Origin of the sequence: Pseudoalteromonas sp. SCSIO 43201 (genome assembly GCF_023716725.1) — a bacterium.
Lineage (GTDB): Bacteria > Pseudomonadota > Gammaproteobacteria > Enterobacterales > Alteromonadaceae > Pseudoalteromonas > Pseudoalteromonas peptidolytica.
This window is the reverse complement of the sequence record NZ_CP072683.1, coordinates 2,959,636-2,984,007: the sequence shown is the minus strand read 5'-3', so window position 1 is coordinate 2,984,007 and position 24,372 is coordinate 2,959,636. Positions and strand designations below refer to the sequence as shown.

The window sequence follows — 24,372 nt, the reverse complement described above, 5'->3', positions numbered from 1 at the left end:
TTTTTATTTAGGCTGATTGCAAAGAATGTTGATGTTCCCTTATCTGGTTAAGCATATTAATGATGTTCAATATAGAAATATATGATTTTATTATTGCTATATTTGGATCTTCATCAGAGCCTTCTCCATAAATAGGTTTGTTATTTAAGGTGATGCTAAGTTTTGCATTATAAATAAAGTTTTCAGGAGCGAATTCTAAAGATAGATCTCGAATAATTATGGCCTCATTCGTTATTTTTAGATTCTGTAATGCTTCAATTAGATTTGTGCTATCTGATTCAAAACTCTGTAATTTTTGATTGTTTTGCAGGACTAAATTAACCGAAATAGCGCGTTCAGAAGCGCACTTGGTGATAGCACTCACTAAGCTATATCTTTTGTCACAGAGGTTTACTTTGTTCTTGTAATACAAAGATGTTAAATCGTACCAATAAACCTGCCCTTTTTTGTCAGCAAGTTGTAGGAATTGACTGTAAATATTGTTAATTTCTTGATCTTCACATGGGCAACCTGTTTGTGTTAAAAAATGTGCAATAGCTTTTCGACCAGAACGAGCTGTGAAGTAAAGTTCGTTTTTACTTATGCCAACTTGTTCTGGGTGAAATATTTCATAAGTAATACTGGATTTGATAACGCCGTCTTGATGTATTCCTGATGAATGTGCAAATGCGTTACCTCCTACAACCGCTTTATTCAACTGCACAGGCATTCTAGCTACAGAGCTGACAAGCTCTGAAGTTGGTTTGATGAGCTCAGTTTTAATATTGCTGTAAAGGCCGAACAGGTCTTTGCGAGCACTTAGTAGCATGGTGATTTCTTCTAATGCGCAGTTTCCGGCACGCTCTCCAATACCATTGACCGTGCACTCAATTTGCCTTACTCCGGCTAACAGTGATTCAGCACTATTTGCTACTGCTAGACCTAAATCATTGTGGCAGTGAACTGATAAAATAGCTTGATCAATATTAGAAACATTGGCTTTGATGTGGCTCAGGAGCTGATGAAATTCTTTCGGAGTGGTATAACCTACTGTATCAGCTAAGTTAACGGTTGTAGCCCCAGCTGCAATGGCTTTTTCGATGATATAGCAAAGGTCTTCAGGTGGGGTGCGAGTGGCATCTTCACACCCAAATTCAATATCATCAGTATACTCTTTAGCGATGGAAATCGCCTCTACAGCTTTATCCGTGGCCGCTTGTAAATTGATATTTAACTTTTTCTCAAGATGTATAGGTGAAGTTGCAATAAAAATATGAATACGTTTATGTTGCGCGGGCTTTAATGCTTCACCACATGCGATAACATCTTCAGGCACGGCTCTGGCCAGTGCACAGATCGTAGGTCCTTGAATCTCTTTTGCAATTAACTCTACAGAGGCAAAGTCCCCAGGAGAAGAAGCGGGAAACCCAACCTCCATTACATCAACATTTAGCTTCGCAATTGCCTTTGCAAGTTGTAATTTTTCATCTTTTGATAAGCTTCTTCGCAGTGCCTGTTCACCGTCTCGCAATGTTGTATCAAAAATACGAACTCTATTATTTGATTTCAAACTTAAACCTCATATGTGATTGTATTATTTATGATAATTCGCCACAGCAAGGGGAGGTTGATTGATTTATAAGGGGTGGTAGTTACTGTTGATGAAGCCGCAACTAAATAACTTCCTTCCCACAAACCACATTCTTCCTTGTTGTTTCCAATACTTATATATGGAACCCGTTAATTAGCTTTATGAGTGAGCCTTTTTACACTTCTTTTTTATTTTAAATTTTTGATCAATTTCGTTTTAATTTGTTTTGTTTTATTTTGCTATTTGCAACAGTTTGTTTGTTTACTTGGTGTTTTATATGGTTTTATGATTGCACTCGGTTTTTTTTAAGTCAACGGTTTATTTTTTTTGTGTTTGGTTTGTTTTGTTTTTGTTGACACTTTTTTGCCTATCGGTTAGCTTAATTTTTCATAATTCTCGAGACACTAAAAAGGGTGATGAATTAGCTATATTTTCTTAGTTTTTTCTGATTAAAGTGTTGGAGAGGGAGGGATGGTCGTAATTATCATTTTTACATTTTTATGTATTAAGTATTTCGGCTCTATATGTATTATTGCTAATTAGGCAAGGAATTATAAAGTAGTATAAGTTATGAATTATAATAATCGTAGTAACGAGAATGAATTTGTAGGTGATAGTAAAGCCTTAACTTACGTCTCTCTTATACAAGAGCATGCCAAAAACAAACCGCACGACACAGCCTTTGAATTTATCCGATCTAAAGATATCGATGATGTTGAGTCATTGAGCTTCTTGCAATTACTCCAGTATTCAAAACAGATAAGTTCAGTACTGCTTAAACAGCCAAAGCTAGGTGCGGTGGTTATCGCTGTGCCGACCGGAAAATTCTTTATTACGAGTTTACTGGGATGTTTTATTTCCAAGCGTATTGCCATTCCTCAAGTGTTACCAGATTCAGCCGCTAATTTGACGAATCTTGAAAAAGTAGTGGAAGATGCAGGTGCGACGACTATTGTTTGCCTGCGTCAACATGAAGATAAGCTTAAATCCCAATTTGAGCAGCAGCTTATTACAGGTGCACTTTCAATATTGATTATTGATGAGTTGAGCTTTGAAGGGCTATCTGATGAGAGCTTTGATCTTCCTATCATTCATCCACAAGACATCGCCTATCTTCAGTACACATCAGGCTCAACTGGATCACCGAAGGGCGTGATCATTAAGCATGAAAATCTGATCGCGAATTTGGAGAGTATCAAATCGGCATATGGGTTTGATAGCTCGCTTGTTTGCGTTTCTTGGTTACCACCTTTCCATGATATGGGACTCGTAGGGTGTTATTTAACCCCAACTTATAATGGCGGGAAGTCAGTGGTATTTTCTAGTACTAACTTCTTAAAACGCCCGTTGATGTGGCTAGAGGCTATTTCAAAATTTAAAGGCACTTATCTGGCCGGTCCAAACTTCTCTTTTGATTATTGTGTTCGTAAAGCTGCCGGAAAAGATCTCAGCCATATCAATCTATCGACGTTAGACAAAATGATTAACGGTGCAGAGCCTGTTAAAGCAGAAACACTAAATCGATTTATTGAGGTATTTAAGCCATTAGGGCTGAGAAGTGATGTGTTTTATGCCAGTTATGGTATGGCAGAGTGTGTGTTATTTACATCAGCTGAGCGATACACTGGTCAATCGGTACCATATCAAGGGATTGGCAGGGTGAGTTGTGGTATTTCTCAAGACCAGCATGAAATTCTCATTGTTGACCCTGAAACACACGAAGTATGTGGCGATGGTAATATCGGCGAAATTTGGATTGCAGGTCCTTCGGTTTGCTCTGGATACTATAAAAAGTCAGAGACAATAAACGCCGTTTTTAATAACACAGTAGCGGGCAATAGCAACCAGTTTTTTAGAACCGGTGATCTTGGATTTAAGTCCGAAGCTAAGCTTTATATCACCGGCAGGATCAAAGAAACCATTATTATACGAGGCAAAAACTTCTATCCTCACGATATTGAAGCGTCGGTCACTAAAGTTGATGCGCTTTGTAAAGTGAATGAATGTGCCGTGTTTAGTTCATCTCATCAAGATGAAGAAAAAGTGGTGGTCGTTCAAAAATTAAATACAGTTAAAGTGAGTGAAGCTGAAGCACATGCCTTGTTGAAAAAAATATCGGTGGCGCTATCTGTACACCATGGTCTTCAAGTGGCTGAACTTGTGATTGTTAAACGCATCCCGAAAACCACCAGTGGTAAAATTCAACGCACAAAAATCAGACAAATGTATGAAGCAAATGAGCTTGATATTATTTGTCTTGTAAATGAAACCGCGACTGCTGAGGTGCAACAGCGCCCGGCAACAGCCATCGATTTACAGCAAAGTCAGCACAAAGCAAATGAATTAATTGAATGGTTGCAAGATTATTCAAGCCGCCGTATTAACTCGCAATTGATTGATGAGCGTCGCTGTATTCCGCCTTATGTTGTCATGGATTTTAGCACTCAAGGAATACTAGGATTGCTTGTGCCACCAGAGCAAGGCGGGGTTGGTCTAAGTACCACAGATACATTTAAAGTGGTCTCTGCATTAGCATCAGTAGACCTTACCTTGGCATTATTTGTAGGACTACACCAAGTATTGGGGATCCGTCCAATATTAATGTCTGCAAAACCAGCTATCCGCTCACAATTCGTCTCAGAGTTGGCGCAAGGCCGCATGCTTGCCGCTTTTGCCCTCACCGAGCCCAGTGCAGGTTCTGATCCTCGCCAGATTAAGCTTACTGCGAAAAAAGTAGACGGCGGTTGGCGCTTATCAGGTGAGAAAATTTGGTCAGGAAATGCCGCTTGGTCAAACCTCATTAATGTGTTCGCCCTTGCTTTTGATAATGAGCAAGCTCTGGGGATGACAGGGTTTGTTGTTGATAGTAACTCTGTCGGTATACAGCAAGGCCCAGAAGCATTAACCATGGGTTTCCGTGGCATGGTACAAAATAAAATTTACTTCAATGATGTGTTTGTACCTGATGAACGCATGCTTGGCACATTAGGTAAAGGATTTGATGTCGCAAAAGACGCGATGATGCTTGGCCGTGCAGGTATCGCTGCGATGGCAATAGGTACTATGCGTCGAAGTCTTGCGGTGATGCAGAGGTATGCTAGCAAACGTATTATTTCTACTGGTCGCTTGTCAGATAACCCTGAAACTCAGAAAAAGATAACCGCTCATGCTTTTGCATTATCGGCATCAGAAGCACTGTTAGAAAGAGTCTCAATGCTGACAGATTTGCAGCAAAATGTACCTGATGAGATGTTCGCTATTGTTAAATATATTGTCACTGAGTTTGCTTGGCATTGTGTTGACGATGCGATGCAGATGCTAGGTGGTCGAGGATATATCGAGAGTAATGGTTTTGCTCAAGTATACCGTGATACTCGACTACTAAGAGTCTTTGAGGGCCCCACAGAAACATTACAAGTGTTTGTTGGTGCAAGTTACCTTGCAAACCCTGATAACTTAAGTGTCTTTATTGCTGATGCTGATGGCTCCGATAAATTACAGTCTGCTTTTAAGGCTCACATTTTAGAAGTTGAACGTGCACTACAAAACACCAGTGTTCCCGCTAAGAAAAAAGAGCTGTTATTGAATCACACTATAGGGTGGTTGGCAGGGTTGTACTGTGCAAAAGCGGCGCTGAGCGTGTCGACTCAAGTCGATGACAGTGCCAAAGCGCTTGTGGCCAATTGGCTCGATATGCAGATAGAAAAAGAGATTTTTGTGCTACAGAAAAATATAGCGACTGTGTATGAAAAGAGCGAGATGGCTGTTGTCACTCAGCTACTCAAAAAAGCGCAAAGTCAAACCTTAGACTCAGAGCAAAGCGCACCGGGTGGCGATTATACTTTGGATGTGTTGTTAAGATCGTCGGATACGCCAAGCGCTAAACAAATATTGTCAGATGCTAACGTGTCTCACATGGAGCAAACGCAGCAAAATACTATTGATGAGCAACTTAGTACTCAAAGCAACAGCGCTGAGATTGCGAGTTTCTTGAAAAAGTGGATTGCGAATAAAGCGAAAAAGCCACTGAGTGAGATAGATGAGCATGAGCAGTTTGCGGCATATGGGTTGGACTCGGTTGATGCCGTTGAACTAATTGAAGCGATTGAGAACCAGTATCAATTAGATATAGATGCCACTGCTGCGTGGTCTTATCCAACCATTCAAACTTTAGCAAATTACATCAAACAATACATAACGACGCCTCCGGAACCTGTGGCGAGCACGGGAGCTGGCAGCGCGCCGCAGGGCTTTGCAAAACAAGTTCAGGAGCAACCGGCAAGTACTTCAGAATTATCTAATGAAGAACTACTAGCTATGTTAGAAAGCGAGCTTTAAGCACGCTTTCTAACAGAAGGATTAATACAAGTTTTAGCTGACAGCAAGGATATTGTTTGATGTCGAATATCAATGACGAAAAAATAAATGGCGTCTTAAAAAAGTCGTTAGAGAAAATATCGAGCCTAAAGCAGGAATTAGCACTTGAGCGGGCAGCCAAACATGAGCCGATAGCCTTGATTGGCGGCAGCTGCCGATTACCAGGTGGTGTAAGCAGCTTAGATGAGTTTTGGACATTACTCAAAGATGGCAAAGATGTCATCTCAAAGGTGCCTCGAAATCGTTGGAATACTGAGCGTTTTTATGATTCAACACCGTTTAAAACTGGCCACTATAATACTGATTATGGTGGCTTTGTTGATGATGTTTTCGGGTTTGATGAGCGCTTTTTTGGCATGTCAGCAGCTGAAGCTGAAAATCTTGACCCACAACAGCGCTTGTTACTGGAGCTAAGTGTTCATGCCCTTGAACATGCTGGCATTTCATTTAAACAAATATCAGGTGCCGCAGCGGGTATTTTTGTCGGTATAGGTTCGGCGGATTATGAGTTATTGCACCTTGCCGCTGCTGATACAATAGATTCGCAAATTGGCTTAGGCACAAACCGTGCGATTGCAGCAGGTAGGCTGGCGCACTTTCTCAACGTGCACGGCCCTGTGATGCAACTCGACACTTCCTGCTCTTCTTCTTTGCTTGCCATCCACTTAGCATGTCAAAGTCTACGCAGTCGAGAGTGTGATATTGGCTTAGCTGCTGGGGTCAACCTCATGCTAGCACCTAATGGCTACATCGGATTTAGCCAGATTGGTGCGCTTTCAACCAGCGGTAAGTGCCATACTTTCGATCAGTCTGCTGATGGCTATGTTAGAGGGGAAGGCGGTGGTGTTGCGGTGTTTAAACGCTTGAGTGATGCAATCAAAGACAAGGATAACATCATCTGCGTGATTTCAGGTTCCGCGGTCAATCATGATGGTAGAAGTAACGGTTTAACAGCGCCCAACGGTTCAGCACAAGCGGCTTTGATTAAAAGTGCGCTACACAACGCAAATAAAACAGCTGAAGATATTCAATACATTGAAGCACATGGTACAGGCACTTCATTGGGTGATCCAATTGAAGTAAATGCGCTCGGTACTATTTTTAAGTCAGCCAAATCAGCAGAAAATCCACTTTACATCGGCGCTGTAAAAACAAACATGGGGCATTTAGAGGCCGCAGCGGGTATTTCTTCATTTTTTAAAACCGCACTTGCGATCCATCATCACTATCTGCCACCAAGTTTACACTTTGAGTCTGCAAACCCGTATATTAATTGGCAACGTTACCCGCTATCTGTGGTGAGTGAAGGCATGGCATGGCCAGCATGCACTAACAAATCTGCCGGAGTAAGCGGCTTTGGGATGAGCGGCACCAACGTACACTGTATTCTTTCAGAGTATCAATCATCAGAGGTAGCAGCGCAACCTGACAATACTGACAGGACTGTGCATCCGTTTATTTTATCCGCCAAGTGTGAGGGCGCATTACAGCAACTTCGAGCAGATTATATTGATGTTATTTCGAGGGACTCTGATAGCTTTGCTGATATTTGCGCATCCACGGTACGGGCAAATAATCATTATAAATATCGTTTTGCGACCTTTGCTCATAGTCGAGAAAGTCTACTTGCGCGCTTAAAAGAGAAAGCGCCGACAGCACCAAGTGCTTTAGGAAAGCGTGAAAATTATATACAGCTAACTGAATTTCACGCTTTAGCTGACCTACAAGCCGTTATCGCAGCAATGCAGACACAGCTTCCTGTTTATGCTACTCACTTTAATCAAGTTTCAGCTTGGGTTGCATCAGATTTAACACAGCCACTAGCATGGTATGTTGCGCAAAGTGAATTATCACCGCAAGTACATCAAGTCCTCACTGCGTGTCACTTTTATGCTTTAGTCAGATGTCTAGATGATTATGGAGTGACCCTAAAAGGGGTAGGCGGAGACTCTGATTTGGCACATGTGCTCGCTGCGCATTTTGTCGGCCTTTTGACAATTCAAGAAGTGATAAGGTCATTATTAGGTGAGCCCGCAAGTCTCGCTGCCAGTAACGAAATACTTAACAACGTACTTAGCTTTGACAAAGCACAAGTTGAGTTTGTGTTGCTAAGCGAAGAGTCATTAACTTCCGTTGATGCGACTGTAGCGCGACCACAAACGGCTATGCTACAGGAGTTACAAGATGCCAATGTGTTGGTTGTTGGGATGCAAAACGCGATGTTATCAGTACCTCGCAGTGAGCAAACAGAGACGCACTACATCGTGATTAATGAGCAGATTAACACCCTGTATGCGTGTCTAGCGTCATTGTATGAAGTTGGGGAGTCGATTCACTTTGACGCCGTTTTACATTCAATTCCAACCAATAAAGTAAGGCTTCCTCTCTATCCGTTCCAAAGAACACATTTTGAGCGCCATAACCCATTACGTGAGCAAGTATCGCCTTTAACAAAGGCGCAGAGCTCTGCTGATGTATTTAAAAACTTGCTCAATGATGCTGATTTATCTGATGCTGCAAAAGCCAGCTTACCTGAAATTTTTAGCTTCCTTGAAGGTAATTCGGCGAATGATTCTGAGTCGGTGATGGAGCTGCTTAATTACGCTTGGGAGCAGTATATAGACACAGAAGAGCAAAACGCTACCACAGTGATTGATGATGTATTGTTGCTCGGCTTTGATACTTTACTACCACACTTGTTAAGTACCAAGCTGAATGAAACTCACAATACAATAAGGGTAACCCATATTGACCTTAGCTCCTTCGTTCATCCAGAGATGAACAGTGCTGCATTTGAGCAAGCGCTCCAGTGTTGGGTAGAGCAAGTTGCTGATAAAGGTCAGGTCATATTCATAGCATCACAAGGTCTTGAAGAAGTGTCGGTATTTTCCGCCATATCACAGCAAGCACTGATGTTAAAGGCATGTATCAAAGTGCTGAGTGCTAATTCGCACATGCGCTTAAAGGCGATTACGACAGGTGCACTTTGCGTGGATTCAGATGACACTGTCAATCTCAGTCAAGGTGGAATGTGGTCGCTACTTAAGTCCATAGATATGGAATGTCCATCACTACACTGTAGCTTGCTGGATATAAACTCGGTTGATGTCAACGACCGTGAATTGCAAACAATGACGGATTTTGTTTTGCATGGTTATGGTCAGGAGCGCTGGGTCGCAACGCGTGATAATACTCTTCGCGTTCCGCGCTTGGTACAGGTTGAAGAGGCTGTTGCGGTAAATCCAGCGGTGTTGACGGGTAAGTATCTTATCACTGGAGGCAGGGGCAGTATTGCGCTCAAACTGGCAAGCTTTTTGGCTCAGCAAGGTGCAAGCCAGTTGATATTAGCTTGCAGAGATACACGCTTTAGTGAGCAAGATAGCAATGTTGTAGAGTCACTCAGAGCACTAGGCTGCAAGGTTCTCATACAGCAATGTGATTTCACAGATAAAAACAGTGTCCAGCAACTTTTTGCTGAAACCTACCGTGAAGTCCGTGTTGATGGTGTTTATCACTTAGCGGGGGTAAAAGGTGAGATCCAACACTTCTCAGAATGTCACGATGATGCTGTGCTGGCGACCTTGAATGTAAAAATACAAGGGACGTTATATGTTGGTGAGCAGGTTCAAGCTTACAACATTCCTCAATTCGTTGCCTTCTCCTCAATCGCTGCAACTTGGGGGGCGTCATATCAAGCAAGTTACGCACTTGCCAATGGGTTCTTGGAATCTTACTGTCATTACTTAAATACAGTAAAGATCAATGCCCAATGCTTAAACTGGGGCCCTTGGCTAAACACCGGTATGGCAGCGTCTGCTCATGAACAAGAGACGCTATTGCAAAGTGGTATTTTGCCAGCACCAGCTGAGCAGATGTTTGCACAAATGCTGCAGGCTATGACGAGTGAACAAACACAATTCACGATTACTTGTATGGACTGGTCGAAGTTTCTGCCGCTGATTGAGCTACATGGTGAAAATCGCCTATTTGCTACCATTTCAGAGTCTGTTTTTGGGTCACACCAACAAGCAAATTCACGTTCAAGTTCACCGCTTAAAGAGACGCTATTAGCGCTTCCCGAGACCTCACGTCACAAAGAGATTGTAGAACGAGTAATGGAGCAGCTTGCTGCAACACTGAATGTCGCCAGCGCGACTATTTCAGCTGATGATGGTTTTACCGATTTGGGCATGAATAGCTTAAAAGCAATCGAGTTCAAAGAAGGGTTAGAGGCAATATTTCATATCAACATTCCAGTGTCGGCATCCTTTGACTACCCCACTGCCAACCTATTAAGCAATTTCTTATATGACGAGTTATTCGATATTGAGCATGTCACTCTAGTTGATATTGAAACGTCGGCACATTCGGTGTCAGAAGGTGAAGAAGAGCCTGAGTGGGATGACCTTAATGAAGCAGAGTTAGAGTCGCTATTACGGAATAAGTTAGAAACTTTAGAAGTAGAGTTGTAAAAATGGAAAGTAAAACAAATTCAACATTAAAGCTTGCATACAAAGCCATAGAAAAGCTGCAATCTCGCGTCGAAGAATTAGAGCAAGGCGCAGATCAGATTGCGATTATCGGTGCGGGTTGTAAGTTCCCTGGTAACATCAATTCGCTAGATGATTACTGGCAAGCTTTGATGGCCGGTAAATCTGTCGTAGAGCAAAATATTGAAGGATCGCTTGAAACAATTCACGAAACATTAAAAGGCCAAAGCCATGCCAAATTACATGGCGGACTTATTAGTGATGTCGACTTATTCGATGCCGCGTTTTTTAATATCTCAAAACGAGAAGCAGAATCCATGGATCCGCAGCAGCGACTGGTACTTGAAACTGCGTATCAAGCGCTGGAGCAGTCAGGCTATGCTGGCGAAGCAAAAAATACAGCTGCTATTGGTGTATTTATTGGCTCAGCGGCTAATGAATACGCTGATCTGTGTTATCAGTACGGTGATATTGCTGATTCAGCATATTGGGCTACGGGAAATGCAGTTAATACGATCGCAGGGCGAGTTGCATACTGTTTAGGGCTTCATGGGCCTGCGATGACATTTGATACAGCATGTTCTTCAGCGGCGACAGCGATATATCAAGCCATGCGAACTTTGCAAAATCATGAGGTCGATGTGGCGCTTGCTGGTGGTGTAAACCTAATGCTGACAACCGATACTTTCGTACCGTTACAAAAAGCACAGATGTTGTCGCCTTCAGGGCTATGTCAGGCATTTGATAATCGTGCGGATGGTTATGTACGTAGTGAAGGCTGCGGTGTTATTGCGTTGAAGCGTTTACGTGACGCCATTAGAGATCAAGATACGATCTTGGCTGTGATCAAAGGTGGCGCTATGAACCATGATGGCCACAGCTCAAGCCTTACCGCACCAAATGGCAATTCGCAGCAACAGGTGATCAAGCAAGCATTGAAAAATGCCAAAGTGACGCCGCAGGCATTACATTATGTAGAAGCTCATGGAACTGGGACACCTCTTGGTGATCCGATTGAAATGCACGCCCTTAAAGCGGTATATACACCTGCTCGTGATGCGGATAATCCTCTTTATGTGGGATCAGTGAAAGCAAATTTAGGACATACAGAAGCAGCATCTGGTGTCGCTTCTGTGATTAAAGCTGCGTTGATCGCCGCAAACAAACAACTGCCGCCACAAGTACATTACGATACGCTAAATCAGTTCATCGAAATCGATGAGCAGCAAATACAGGTCACGAAACAAACTGTTGATTTATCTGAGCAGACTCAAATACATACCGCGGTCAGTGCTTTTGGGTTTTCTGGTACGAATGTACACCTGATCTTGGCCTCTCATACGCCGTCTGAGCAAAGCAACACTGAGATCAATAATGATGCCTTATTGTTACCTATTTCAGCGAAGTCTGAGCAACAACTCGCTGTATTAGCACAACGCTATTTATCGCTGCTAGAACGCAGTGATAACCTTGAACAGGTTGTTGCAAATGCAGCGATGAGGCGGGCTCATTATCCTTATAGGTTAGCGGTTACCGGAGCGAATAAACAAGCGCTCTGTGATGCGCTTCAAGCGCAGATAACTAGGCCACTAACAGCATCAAAATTACCAGTAAAAAGTGAGCAGATTGCCTTTATGTTTACAGGGCAAGGGTCACAGTACAAAGGTATGGGACAAGCCCTTTATGGCATAAACCGCGTATTTAAAAGTACTGTGGACGAATGTGAAGCATTCATCGAAAAAGCAGCAGGCTTTTCTATCAAAGCGGTAATGTGGGGAGCAGATGCCAAACGTTTGTCACAAACTGAATTTACGCAACCGAGTTTATTTGTGCTTGAATATGCACTAGCAAAAATGTGGCAATCTTGGGGCGTACAGCCTTCAATCGTGATGGGGCACAGCATTGGTGAATATGCAGCGGCATGTATCGCAGGTGTATTTTCATTGCAAGATGCACTGAAAATGGTGCTTGCGCGTGGCCGTTTAATGCAAAAGTTACCTAGTGATGGTGCCATGCTGGCTGTTGTTGCAAATGGTAATGTCGTCAAGGAATTGATGGCGGACTTACCAGCAGAGAAGATTGCCGTTGCCTCTTACAATTCAGTAAGGCAAACGGTTTTATCAGGAGATAAATCCCTCATTAAAGTTGTGGCTGAACGAGGAAAGGACAAAGGCATCACATGTGTGATGCTCGATGTCTCACACGCCTTCCATTCGCCTTTAATGCGACCAATGTTGGCAGAATTTAGAGTCATAGCACAGCAAGTTAACTACAGTACACCAAAGCTCGATTTCATTTCTACCTGTACAGGAAAGCAAGAATATCAAAAGCTAACAGATCCAGAATACTGGGTACAGCATGTTGAGTTACCCGTTAATTTTGTTGAGGGTTTGCGCACGTTAGCGGCGAATAAAAAAGTAGATGTTATAGAAGTCGGCCCGCATCCGGTACTGACGAAATTAGCACTCCAGTCTACTCTCGACTTCGTGCACTATCAATGGTTGTGCTCACAAGATAAAGAGCAACCTCAAGCCACCTATATCACTAATACGCTAGCCACGTTATATCGCACAGGGCATGATATAAACTGGCTGAGCGTTTTTAATCACCAAGTGGTCGCAGCAACAGCAATACCTAGTTATCCATTTACGAGAGAGTCTTTTTGGTTAGGTAAAAAACGAGTACATGCGCGCCACGCGTCAGTGCAAGACCCATTTTTTGTGGATGTTCAAAAGGGATCGCACTCATCATCATTTAAAACCCAGTGTAACGTACAAAGTCAGCCACTGCTTAAAGACCATTTAGTCTATGACGAAGTAGTGGTACCTGGCGGTTACCACGTTTCTCTGGTACTCAATGCCTTGGCAAATCACAGTACTGAGTCACAGCTGGTACTTGAAAATGTCTTTTTTGGTGCACCAATTCTACTTGCGGATGGTAATGAGAGTACACAGTTAACAACAACGTTAAACCATGCTGATTTTGCCGTCAATTCAACGCAGTCTGAACAGGGGGCTTTAACTCATGCCCATGGACGCTACTTCACTTCATCAGAGTCTGTCTCCAATGCTGCTATAGACCCCAGCGCTTTGGTTACAGCCGCGACAAAACAGTGGGAAATGCCTGAGTTTTATGAGCGCATCGAGCAGATGACAAAAATTGCCCATGGAGACACATTTAGGTGGGTGGAAAGCTGTTGGTTTGGTGATGGCTATATCATTGCCAAATTAAACACACCAAAAGCGATAATTGCACCTGAGCGATATTGTATGCACCCAGGGCTAGTTGACTCATGTTTCCAGGTATTTGGTGCATTGGCAGTCAACCAGATGGGCGACAATAAAGAAATCACCGCGGTACCATTTGGCTTTAATAAACTTCATACACACAGTGAGCAATTAAGCGCGCCACAAACCCTTTGGTGTTTTGCCAAGTTAGATGATGATATTGCTGAGGATAAGGCGATACTCAAAGGAGATATTGCACTATTTTCAGATTCAGGCGAGCCAGTTGCTACCATCGATTCTTTCTCGGTACATAAAACCAATGCCAGTACTTTCTTGTCAAAGTCTGAAGAAGGAAGCTTTTTGTTCCAGCGAGAGTGGATAGAAAGTACACAGGCCCACAGCGACGATACGGCATATACAGAGCAGGACTTAGCGCGCTTGTGGCTTATACTTGACGATGACCAAGATATTATCTCACATCAAACATTTGCATCTCACACCCTCGGTGAATGTCAGGTTTTCAAGCATGCAAACAAAGACAAAGGAGTGGTAGCGGGAGTACGTCGACTCAATTTATTGGATCAGCATGAATTAAGTGAAGCACTGACTCAGTTAACGACGAAACCAGATCAGATCATCTTCGCTTTAAAAAATGCAGAGCAAGGCGTTTGCGTAACAAACTACTACGACAGTGTGAATAGCATTATCACACTGGTCAAAAACCTAATTGGTCAGGAGCTTTATAGCCGCTTGCTGTTTGTTAATTATGGCACAAGTGATGTGGCATTACTTGGGGCACCTAAACCACATTGGGGAATTGCTGAAGTCGTCAGAACCGAGCATCCTGAGTTCAGTTGTCAAACTCTTGATCTCAATGCTGAAAACCTATCAGACCTTGTTGCAGGTGTGATTGAGCATAGCCGCTATCAAGACAAAGAACCGAGAGTACTGCTTGACAATGGTATGCGTAAGGTCATGAGGCTGACTAAAACACGGCCAACGTCTGAGCTTGATAAGTATACTGTGGCTGGTGAGAAGACCACACTCATCACTGGAGGTTTAGGCGGATTGGGACTTCAGCTCAGTCAATGGCTGGTTGGTAAAGGAGCCAAGCATCTAACGTTGTTGTCGCGAAGAACGACTTGGTCAGATGAGGTGGAGCACACTTTACAAGCGATACGAGCACAACAGGTTGGTGTCGAGGTGGTTGCGGTAGATATTGCCGATCAATCCAGTATGGAGCAGTTATTCCAACGTTTTGGTGATGATTTACCATCCCTTGGTAGTGTTATACATGCTGCGGGCGTTGTTCAAGACTCACCATTACACAAGTTTGATATGGGATCCGTGACGCAGGTCAGCCGCTCGAAAGTTGAAGGTACTTGGAATCTACATCAATTGACCAAAGACATCGATTTAGATCATTTTTACTGTTTTTCATCGGCATCAGCTGTATTGGGTACACCAGGGCAAGCCATTTATGCCGCCGCGAACAGCTTTATTGATTATATCGTTGAGCATAGAAAGCATTCAGGGTTGCCTGCGCTTGCCGTCCAATGGGGACCGTGGGGCTCGGTGGGTATGGCGGCTGAAAGCCATAGTCAATCTGATTTGTTTGAGGCCGTTGGTATGAAGCCATTTACCCTTAATCAGGGAATGGCTTTATTCGAGCAGATTGCACGTTCAGAGTTACACTCAGTCGTGGCTCTAAAAGCAGATTGGCGTGTATTTAGAGAGAATTTCCCAGGTGCACAGCATGACCACTTATATGATGAGTTGGCACCGACTAGTTCAAGAGCCGGTCAGATCCGCTTCATTGAAGAAATTTGCGATATGTCGCCAGAGCTCAGGTACGAAAAAATCTTTGAGTTTGTGAGAGAGACACTGGCTAAAGTATTAAAAATTGACTCGCCAGCTACGATAGACCCAGAGAAAGGTTTCTTTGAAATGGGAACCGACTCAATAGCCGCGATGGATCTCAAAAAGGACATTGATGCTGAGCTTGGGATCTCATTGCCTTCAACAGTGATTTTCAATTACTCAAACCTTAACTTGCTGGTTGACCATATTGTCAACGATGTCCTGCAATTGGACACCGGGGTGGCTGAAGTTGAGTATTCAAGTGAGATAGAAATCGAGTCACCAACAGACGAGTTGCAAGATATGGAGCTGGATGACTTAGCGGCACTGCTTGAGCAAGAACTGGAACTGAATTAAGGGACGATGATGGATAAAACAAAGCCAAATAATTATCAGAAGTTAATGGCCAATGCCCTGAATACCATTCAAAAGCAGAAGGCACAAATTAGTACGCTACAAGCGAAAAATGAAGAAAAAATAGCGGTAATAGGCATGGGCTGCCGCTTCCCTGGTGCGAATGATCCTCAGGCATTTTGGCAGCTACTTAAAAATGGCGAATGCCATATTACTGATGTGCCAAGTGAGCGCTGGGATGCTGAGCAATACTTTGATGCGGATCAGGATGCCGATGGAAAGGTGTATACCAAGGCCGGTGGGTTTTTAACTGACATCGACCAATTTGATAATGACTTTTTTGGTATTGTGCCTCGAGAAGCGCAGTATATGGATCCACAACACCGCCTGTTATTGGAAGTCTGTTGGCAAGCGCTTGGTAATGCGGGTATTCCGGCCAGTAAGCTTAAAGGCAGCGCTAGTGGGGTATATATAGGTATTATGAATCAGGATAATGGCCAATTTAGTGTCGAAAATCCTGCTTCCATAGATATGTATACCGCAGCTGGCAATGGGATTGGGATTGCCTCTGGGCGATTATCTCATGCCTTAGGGTTACATGGGCCTTCATTATCAGTAGATACAAACTGTTCATCCTCACTTACTAGTATTCATATGGCAGCGCAAGGGCTGCTTAATGGTGAGTGTAATTTGGCACTAGCTGGTGGTGTCAATATGATGCTTACCCCTGCCATGACCATGATTATGTGTAAAGCAAAAGCGCTGTCCCCCTCTGGAGTGTGTAGTACTTTTGATGAAAAAGCAGATGGTTATGTACGCGGCGAAGGTGCTGGAATTGTAGTGCTAAAACGCCTAAGTGATGCGCTCGAAAATAACGACAATATTATTGGTGTTATTCAGGCTTCTGCGATTAATCATGATGGCCGAAGTAGCGCATTACCAGTACCTAACGGTAAAGCGCAGGTTGAGGTGATTCAGGCTGCGTTACAAAAAAGTGCATTAACTCCAGAGCAAGTCTGCTATGTAGAATCTCATGGAACCGGAACGCCACTGGGCGATCCCATAGAAATTGAGGCGATTTCTAAAGCCTACAAACGCGATACACCAAGTAGCAAAAAGTTACTGGTTGGCTCGGTAAAACCAAATATTGGTCATTTAGAAAGTGCCGCAGGCATCGCTTCTATGATAAAAGTGTTGCTGATGTTTAAGCACCAACAAATTCCAGCTAACGTTAATTTAGATACACCCAATCCGAAGCTAGAATTAGAAAAAACGTCAATCACCTTACCGAAAACACTCGCGGCATGGGATGATGACCCAGTTAAATATGTGGGGTTGAGCGCATTTGGATTTTGTGGCTCGAACGCGCACCTGATTGTGTCAGATGAGTTTAATTCATCACAACAGCCTGCGACTGAACCTGAGCAAAAGGGTAGCGTGATATTGGCGTTATCGGCTAAATCTGAAGTCCAGCTAGCAGCTCGGATTGAGCAATTTCAAGACTATATTACGCAAGGCGCGCTTGACCTTCATTCGGTGTGCTTCTCTGCCAATACTAGCAGTGAGCATTGGCCTATGCGAGCGTGCTTTATGGCTAGCAGCACTGCCGACTTACTAGCGCAACTTACAGAGTTTACACCTGCTTTGAATAACCGTGTGGCACAGGGGACAGCAGAGCCTGTGATTAGCTGCACACTCACCGAGCGCGACCATCACTTTTTACCTGTTTTACACACATGGGTGCTCAACAATAACAAAGCCAAACAAATGTTGAGTAAGGCGAGTGAATACTATCGCGTTCAGGAGCAGCATACATTTGCCCACTGGCCGGAAAAAATAGAGTGGACAGATCCGCTGCAATGTCTGTTGGCAAACTCATTACTATCAGGGCTGTGGTTATCGCATGTGGCTTCGCTTGGCGTTATGCTCAGCGAAATTAACGCAGAAGCGGGTGATCTACCAATGCTGAGTTTGGCGACTCAGCGCTTACCGTTTAAAGCGTCACTTGACCTGATGTATGTATCTGCGCGCTTAAGCTGTGGTCAGATAGAACAAGCCCAAGCGCAGTCAGCCATAGTCAATTGCTTGCAATCTAGCGCAGGGGGCAAAGTGCTTGGTGTGTTACCGAGTATATTCAAATTGGCGAATACCGAGTTAGCAAGGCAACTAATGGAGCATGCCAATGCCACGTTTGAAGCTGGGGAAGGTGCGCTGAAGTACCGCACAATGATGTTGTCCAGTGCTAATGAATTTGGCGCGTGGAGTATTGAAGTGTCAGATGCGCAAACATTGTATCATGCGCTGGTAAAAGCGCTACACAGTGCTTATCAATCGGGCGCTGACATAGACTGGCAGAGATATTATCAAGATAGTCGCCATGTGCGCCTTGACACACCGGCTTATCCAATGGAGCCAAAGCATTACCCTTTGCCTAAAGTACAACCGCATCTTCACTCGGATGTGGCGCTGAATAATCCAGATAAATTTTATCAGCTACAATGGCAAACACGCCCAACCGATACCTTGGTTGAACCCGGAGCCGTCGGTAATATACTCATTTTTGCTGATCAACACGGCAAGCTTGCACCTTGGACAAAATGGCTAAGCAGTCAAGGTTACACCTATACCTTAATATTCGATAAGACGATACCAACAGGCTACGGTGATTTGAGTGCGCAAAGTTACCAGGTTATTAGCGACGTGGCTGCACTGGATGAGTCACTTATTCATCGTAATAGTGCGGTAACACGCATCGTATTTGGCTGGGGGCTGGATCTGTGTGGCGAACAGCCAACATCAGACGTATTAACTCGGTTAACGTCTTTATTTGGTCAATTACGTGATATTTGCACACTCAAAGCTGGAGTATCACTGGCAGTTATTACCCAGTTTGCTGCATCTATTGCTGGTACGCAATATCGTTACGATCCTTTACAAGGGGCAATTGCTGGGTTGTGTAAATCCATCGCTCTTGAAGCCCCCGAAGTATGGCAAAGGCAGGTAGATTGTGATGAATTATCTGATAGCGCAGCGTTGGCTGGCTTATCATCTGCACTGTTTGCCGCAAATAATGAGACCCAGCTTGCGGTTCGTGGCTGTGTATCTTATGCCCCTAGAGTGTCTGAGTTGAATGCGCCAACGCTTTCACATTTACGCGTCGCAAAAGACAAAGCGTATGTTGTCACCGGTGGTCTTGGAGCACTTGGCTTGAGTACTGCCAAGTGGCTAGCAGAGCAAGGTGCGCAACATATCATATTACTTGGTAGAAGCACTGAGCAGCAGGCTATTGCGCGAGATGAGAGTGGAAATATTGCCGCAGCACTACAGCGTCTTCGCACGCATGTTACCGTGGCGGACTACATCTCTGTCGATGTTACTAACTACACTGAGCTTGAGTCAGTCTTGTCTGATGTTTCAAACCGATATGGCGCCATTGATGGTGTTTTCCATACTGCAGGTGTTAACCAAGTGACAGCATTCGAGTCGTTGTCAGAGTCTGAGATGTTAAATGTGCTAGCTGCAAAAGTACAAGGTGCTTGGCACTTACACCAACTTGCTTCTCAAGCTCGGTATTTTGTGCTGTTTTCTTCGGTGGCGTCGGTATGGGGATCTGGAGGCATGGCCGCTTATGCCGCGGGTAACAGTTTCTTAGATAGTCTTGCTTATTACCGTAATGCGTTAGCGTTACCGGCTACGTCGATAAACTGGGGACCATGGGCTGACTCTGGTATGGCAGTCGCCGGAGACAATGCTCAGTTAGCTGAAAAAGTAGGGCTCCAATTAATGTCACACAATGAGGCACTACAAGCAATGGGCAGTGTCATTGAAAATCGAATGCTCAACCCAGTGATTGCAAATATTAATATTTCTAAATTCTTGGATGTCATGGAGTTTCGTCGCCCATTAGCCATTTTTGAGCAGCTTCGAGCTGCTACTGAGCAAACCACAAGCGATGATGGTAAATCGGATTTAATCGCAGCATTACTACAGCCCACAGTGAGTGAGGATGACAAAAAGCAGATGTTGATGGAGTTATTACGACAGTTTGTCTCTGAGTCACTTGGCACTGGCATTGAAAAAATACAAACCGACACGCCATTGATGAACTTGGGCTTGGACTCACTTACGGCATTTGAGGTCAATACCGGTATCAAAAAGCAGCTCAATCGTGAACTGCCTATTTCAGAAATCTTAAAAGGAGCGTCTATTCAGGAACTTGCTGTATTAATTCTGGAAGACATGGAGCACCAGTCATCGGATCGTCAGGCGCATACCGCTGACGTTGAGCAGTCATCGCTGGTTGAAGGAGAAATTTAATGGCTATCGAAACAATTTTAAGATTTGAAAAAAGTGGTGTAAAACTTTGGCTTGATGGAGACAAGCTTAAATATCGCAGTGCCAGTGGGGCATTGAGCGAACAGGAGCTGGCTGAGCTAAAAGCGCAAAAGGCAGAGTTGGTTGACTTTTTAAGTACAGGCAAACGTGTGTCTGGAATGTCGGCCAATCAGCTGGGTTATTGGGCTGATTTTAAATTGCATCCGCATAGCTCAGCGTACAATCTGATCACTGCGTATAAATTAAGTCACAGTACTTGCCATACAAAGCTACAACACGCATTTAATGCCGTGTTGAAGCACCAAGATGTAATGTCTTCAACATTCCATGAATGTGAGGAAGGATTTTACCAATTACGCAATCCGAATGAAGACTACGAGATAGAACACATTCAGCTACAGGGTGGCTCAGATGAGTTCAACCACAAACTTGAGTGGATTGCCGATCAACCTTTTAACTTATCCTTGGAACGCCCTTTTCGTGCTTATATCGTGTCGCTAAATGACGGTCAAAGCCAGCAATCATGGTTTGTACTTCTCACCCATCATATTGTTACTGAGATTTACTCAATCGCAATTTTGATGGAGCAGCTTGAAGCACTATATCTAAATGCGGCTGAAGGGCGTGAACTGACGCTTGCGAAGCCCTATGATATTGCTGATTATGTGCTAAGTGAAAAGACCTACTTAGCAAGCCCTCAAGCGGAAAAAGACAAACAGTACTGGCAAACATTAGTAACTGATAGTTTGCCGGTGTTGGAATTGACACCAAATAAAGTTAGGCCAGCAGTTAAGCAGTATAAAGGGGGGAGGGTCAATGTTGCTTTGCCAGCTGGTCTATCAAGTAGGATTGATGAATTTAGCAAGCGCAAAGGGATCACGCCATTTGTCTTTTTCCAGAGTGTGTACTTTGCACTATTGAATAGGTATACCGGTCAAGATGATATTGTGATAGGTATTTCAAATGCGGGCAGAGAATTAGTAGACAATGACTTTGCGGTCGGCAATTTTGTTAATCCACTGGCAACCCGCGTTCAAGCTTCAGATGAAATTAGTTTTGATGAACTGGCAGAGATTTGTAAACACGCCCTAATCAACGCTTTTGAGCACAAAACATTCCCATTCACTCAGATAGTGAATGAGCTGTATAAATCTCGGGAAGTGAGTCGCTCACCAGTGTTCCAAACCTCTATGACCTTAACTAAGGTCGGCGAGCTGATGAGAAAAAATGGTACGGGGATCTTTGAAGAAATTCATCCGCTATCAGGGCAAAGAGGCTCGTTTGACGATTTAGGCTTGGCTGTCTTTGGCACAAATGAACAATATAAGTTGAGTATGCACTTTGATACGGCGCTATTTGAACAAGCGACGATTGAGTATATGCTGAGCCATCTACAAAATATGATTGAGTCGGTGCTTTGCAACAGCACAACACAAATCTCTAAGCTCAACATGCTGGATGACGCTGAACGCGCAAAAATAGTCGCTTGGGGACAAAGCCCTGATCCCGTTTCATTGCCACATGAAATGTCAAACTTGGCACTACTTTTTGAGGCTCAAGCTGCTAAAACACCACAAAGCGCAGCACTTATTGCACAAGACGAAACCGTTAGCTTTGCCGAATTAAATGAGTCAGCAAACCAAATTGCACACTATCTAAAATCTCAAGGAGTTGCACCTGGAGTCAGGGTTGGTTTTTACGCGCCATCAAGTGTACAAGTGATCACGGTTATATTGGCAATTGCAAAATGTAGTGGTGTTTACGTACCGATTAGTGCTGAAGATGCGATTGAACGAGTAAAAACTATTGTTGAGGGCGCACAGTTAAGTTTGCTGGTCGCGGCAGACACTTTGGCCGAACAATTAGATGTTGAGGCTAAGGTGATAGCACTAAGCCACTTGGCTGAGGTGACAAAAGATTACAGCAAGTCAAATATGCCAATTCATACTTTTGCTGCTGACACCGCATGTATCTTTTATACCTCAGGGTCAACCGGAAATCCAAAAGGAGTGCCAGTTTCTCATCAGGCAATCATCAGCCGTGTTGTTGATGCAAACTACATCGATATTAAGCCAAAAGATAGAGTGGCTCATGTCTCTAGCCTTAGCTTTGACCCTTCTTCGTTTGAGCTGTGGGGCGGACTGCTCAATGGTGCGGCAGTGGTGTGCATCAGTAAAAATGTTCTGCTAAACCCTGAGTTACTGGCATCAACCATTGATTATCATGAAGTGACGATCATTCTGGTGACGACCGCTTTACTTAATCGTTTGGCAGATACGCAGCATTTCCCTCTGGCATCTGTAAAGCAAATTATATTTGGTGGCGAAAAAGTCAATATGGCAGCTGTAGCAAGGGCTTTAGAAAGCCGCTTTAGTGGCAAACTGATCCATGGCTATGGTCCGACAGAGTGCACCACGGTTGCAACTTATCATATCGTGTCTGAAAAAGATTTGAGTGCAACAACGATCCCAATCGGCAAAGCGGTTAGTGGCACACAAATGTATGTTGTTGATAAGCACGGAGAGATGTCTGGTATAGGTGTTGGTGGTGAACTCTTCCTAGGTGGAGTAGGGCTATCGCAAGGCTATATAAACAACAAAGCACTGTCAGAGGCTAAGTTCCGTGTATTACCTCATTTGGCCGATGGTCAAACTTTATATGCAACGGGAGACTTTGTTCGATACAACAATGTTGGTGAAATAGAGTTTATCGGTCGTCGCGATGACATGGTCAAAATCAATGGCTTCACAATTGAGTTGGGTGAAGTGACAGCGGCGATACATCAGTGTCCAGGAGTAAGAGAGGTATTCGTTCATGTATACACTACAGACAACGGCGATAAGCGCCTAGTAGCTTACTGTACAAGTGATAATGCACTTACAACGGATTATCAGTTGCGACAAGACATCGTTGTGTTACTTAAAAGTCGCCTATCTCCGGCTATGCTGCCAAAGCAGGTAATACAACTACCTGAAATGCCATTAAATAAAAATGGTAAAATTGATACCAAGAGGTTGCCTGTTGTCTCGATGGAAGCAGAGGAAGCTCGGCAAAACAGAACATTAAACACACTTGAGCAAAGCATCTTTGATATTTGGACAACAGTGCTTGGGCAGGTTCAGTTGAGTGCTGCCGAGAGTTTATGGAATCAAGGCGCTAACTCACTTAATGCGGTAAAAGCTGCCAATATGATTTCCGCTTTGGTGAACAAACCCATCAATGTTGTGGACTTGCTACGCTACGATACCATCATAGACATTGCTGAGTTTATTCAATCTAATGAAGAAAATGGCGCTGAATCACCTCTCGTGTGTTTGAATAAGCACGCTTCAGACTTACCACCAGTGGTACTCATCCACCCTGTTGGTGGGAGTATTTTAAGTTATGTTCCACTAGCTCAACTATTGTCCTCAGATCGTGCAATCTACGCTATTGCTTCGGATTTAAAGCACTACGAGAAAAATCCGACAGACTCACTCAGCGACTTAGCTCGCTCGTATTTAGCGCTTCTCAATCAACATATTGGTGCCCAGCAATATGTTGTAGCTGGTTGGTCACTAGGTGGTACAGTGGCAGTGGAAATGGCTGCACTTGGTGATGAGTTTGATGTGAAAATAGATAAAACTATTTTAATTGATAGCCGAAACCCTGTGTTTGAACAGCATAATATCGAGATTTATCGCGACCCAGAGTGGCTACTGTACTTTTTTGCTCGCGAGCTGGACATTGTAATTGAGCAGCACGAAGTAACTCAGTATATCAGCGGTGCTAAGTTTGAGGATTTGCCCAGAAGCCTATTACAACTAGCGAAAGATAAGGGGCATATGTTTCAGCATATTCCTGAGTCAATAGTGCAAGAGCGCTTTGATATTTTTGCAAAAAATCTACAGCTTTTTGCCACTCATAAGCCGTCACGCTACCACGGTAACGTCGACCTACTTATGGCTGAAGAGGGAAGTGTGTTGAGCCTAACGGTACCGCTTGAGGCTCATTGGAAAGAGTGTGTATCCAAGGTTCAATGCGCACATATTCCTGGCAATCATTTCTCTTTAATACAGCCACCTAATATCGTGGTATTAGTGAAAAAGCTTAAGGAGTTATTGAGCCATGGGTCTTAATAAGAGCCTTTTGGTGGCAAGCAATCGATACCTTATTTGTT

General features: G+C 43.7%; 6 protein-coding genes. 5 read left to right on the top strand and 1 reads right to left on the bottom strand.

The genetic code is table 11. The features are described from left to right. Positions 1–7: 7 nt before the first annotated feature. The gene (locus J8Z24_RS12855) at positions 8–1,549 is read right to left on the bottom strand and encodes a 2-isopropylmalate synthase (protein WP_252094799.1); all 1,542 of its coding nucleotides are present in this window, start codon (positions 1,547–1,549) and stop codon (positions 8–10) included. Between the two features lie 591 nt (positions 1,550–2,140). On the opposite strand from J8Z24_RS12855, the gene J8Z24_RS12850 reads away from it, so the two are divergent. The 5 genes from J8Z24_RS12850 to J8Z24_RS12830 are packed head-to-tail and all read left to right on the top strand — an operon-like array spanning position 2,141 to position 24,331. Continuing rightward, the gene (locus J8Z24_RS12850; RefSeq protein WP_147388996.1) at positions 2,141–5,908 is read left to right on the top strand and encodes an AMP-binding protein; all 3,768 of its coding nucleotides are present in this window, start codon (positions 2,141–2,143) and stop codon (positions 5,906–5,908) included. Positions 5,909–5,967: 59 nt separating this feature from the next. Continuing rightward, complete coding sequence (locus J8Z24_RS12845) at positions 5,968–10,419, top strand: type I polyketide synthase (RefSeq protein ID WP_252094798.1); 4,452 nt, start codon at positions 5,968–5,970, stop codon at positions 10,417–10,419. Positions 10,420–10,421: 2 nt separating this feature from the next. Then, positions 10,422–15,881 (top strand): type I polyketide synthase, encoded by a 5,460-nt coding sequence (locus tag J8Z24_RS12840; protein ID WP_252094796.1) that lies wholly within the window; start codon positions 10,422–10,424, stop codon positions 15,879–15,881. A 9-nt stretch (positions 15,882–15,890) separates the two neighbouring features. Continuing rightward, positions 15,891–20,195 (top strand): type I polyketide synthase, encoded by a 4,305-nt coding sequence (locus J8Z24_RS12835; RefSeq protein ID WP_252094795.1) that lies wholly within the window; start codon positions 15,891–15,893, stop codon positions 20,193–20,195. Continuing rightward, complete coding sequence (locus J8Z24_RS12830; RefSeq protein WP_252094794.1) at positions 20,195–24,331, top strand: non-ribosomal peptide synthetase; 4,137 nt, start codon at positions 20,195–20,197, stop codon at positions 24,329–24,331. The genes J8Z24_RS12835 and J8Z24_RS12830 overlap by 1 nt, the downstream gene beginning before the upstream one ends. The last annotated feature ends 41 nt before the right edge of the window (positions 24,332–24,372 follow it).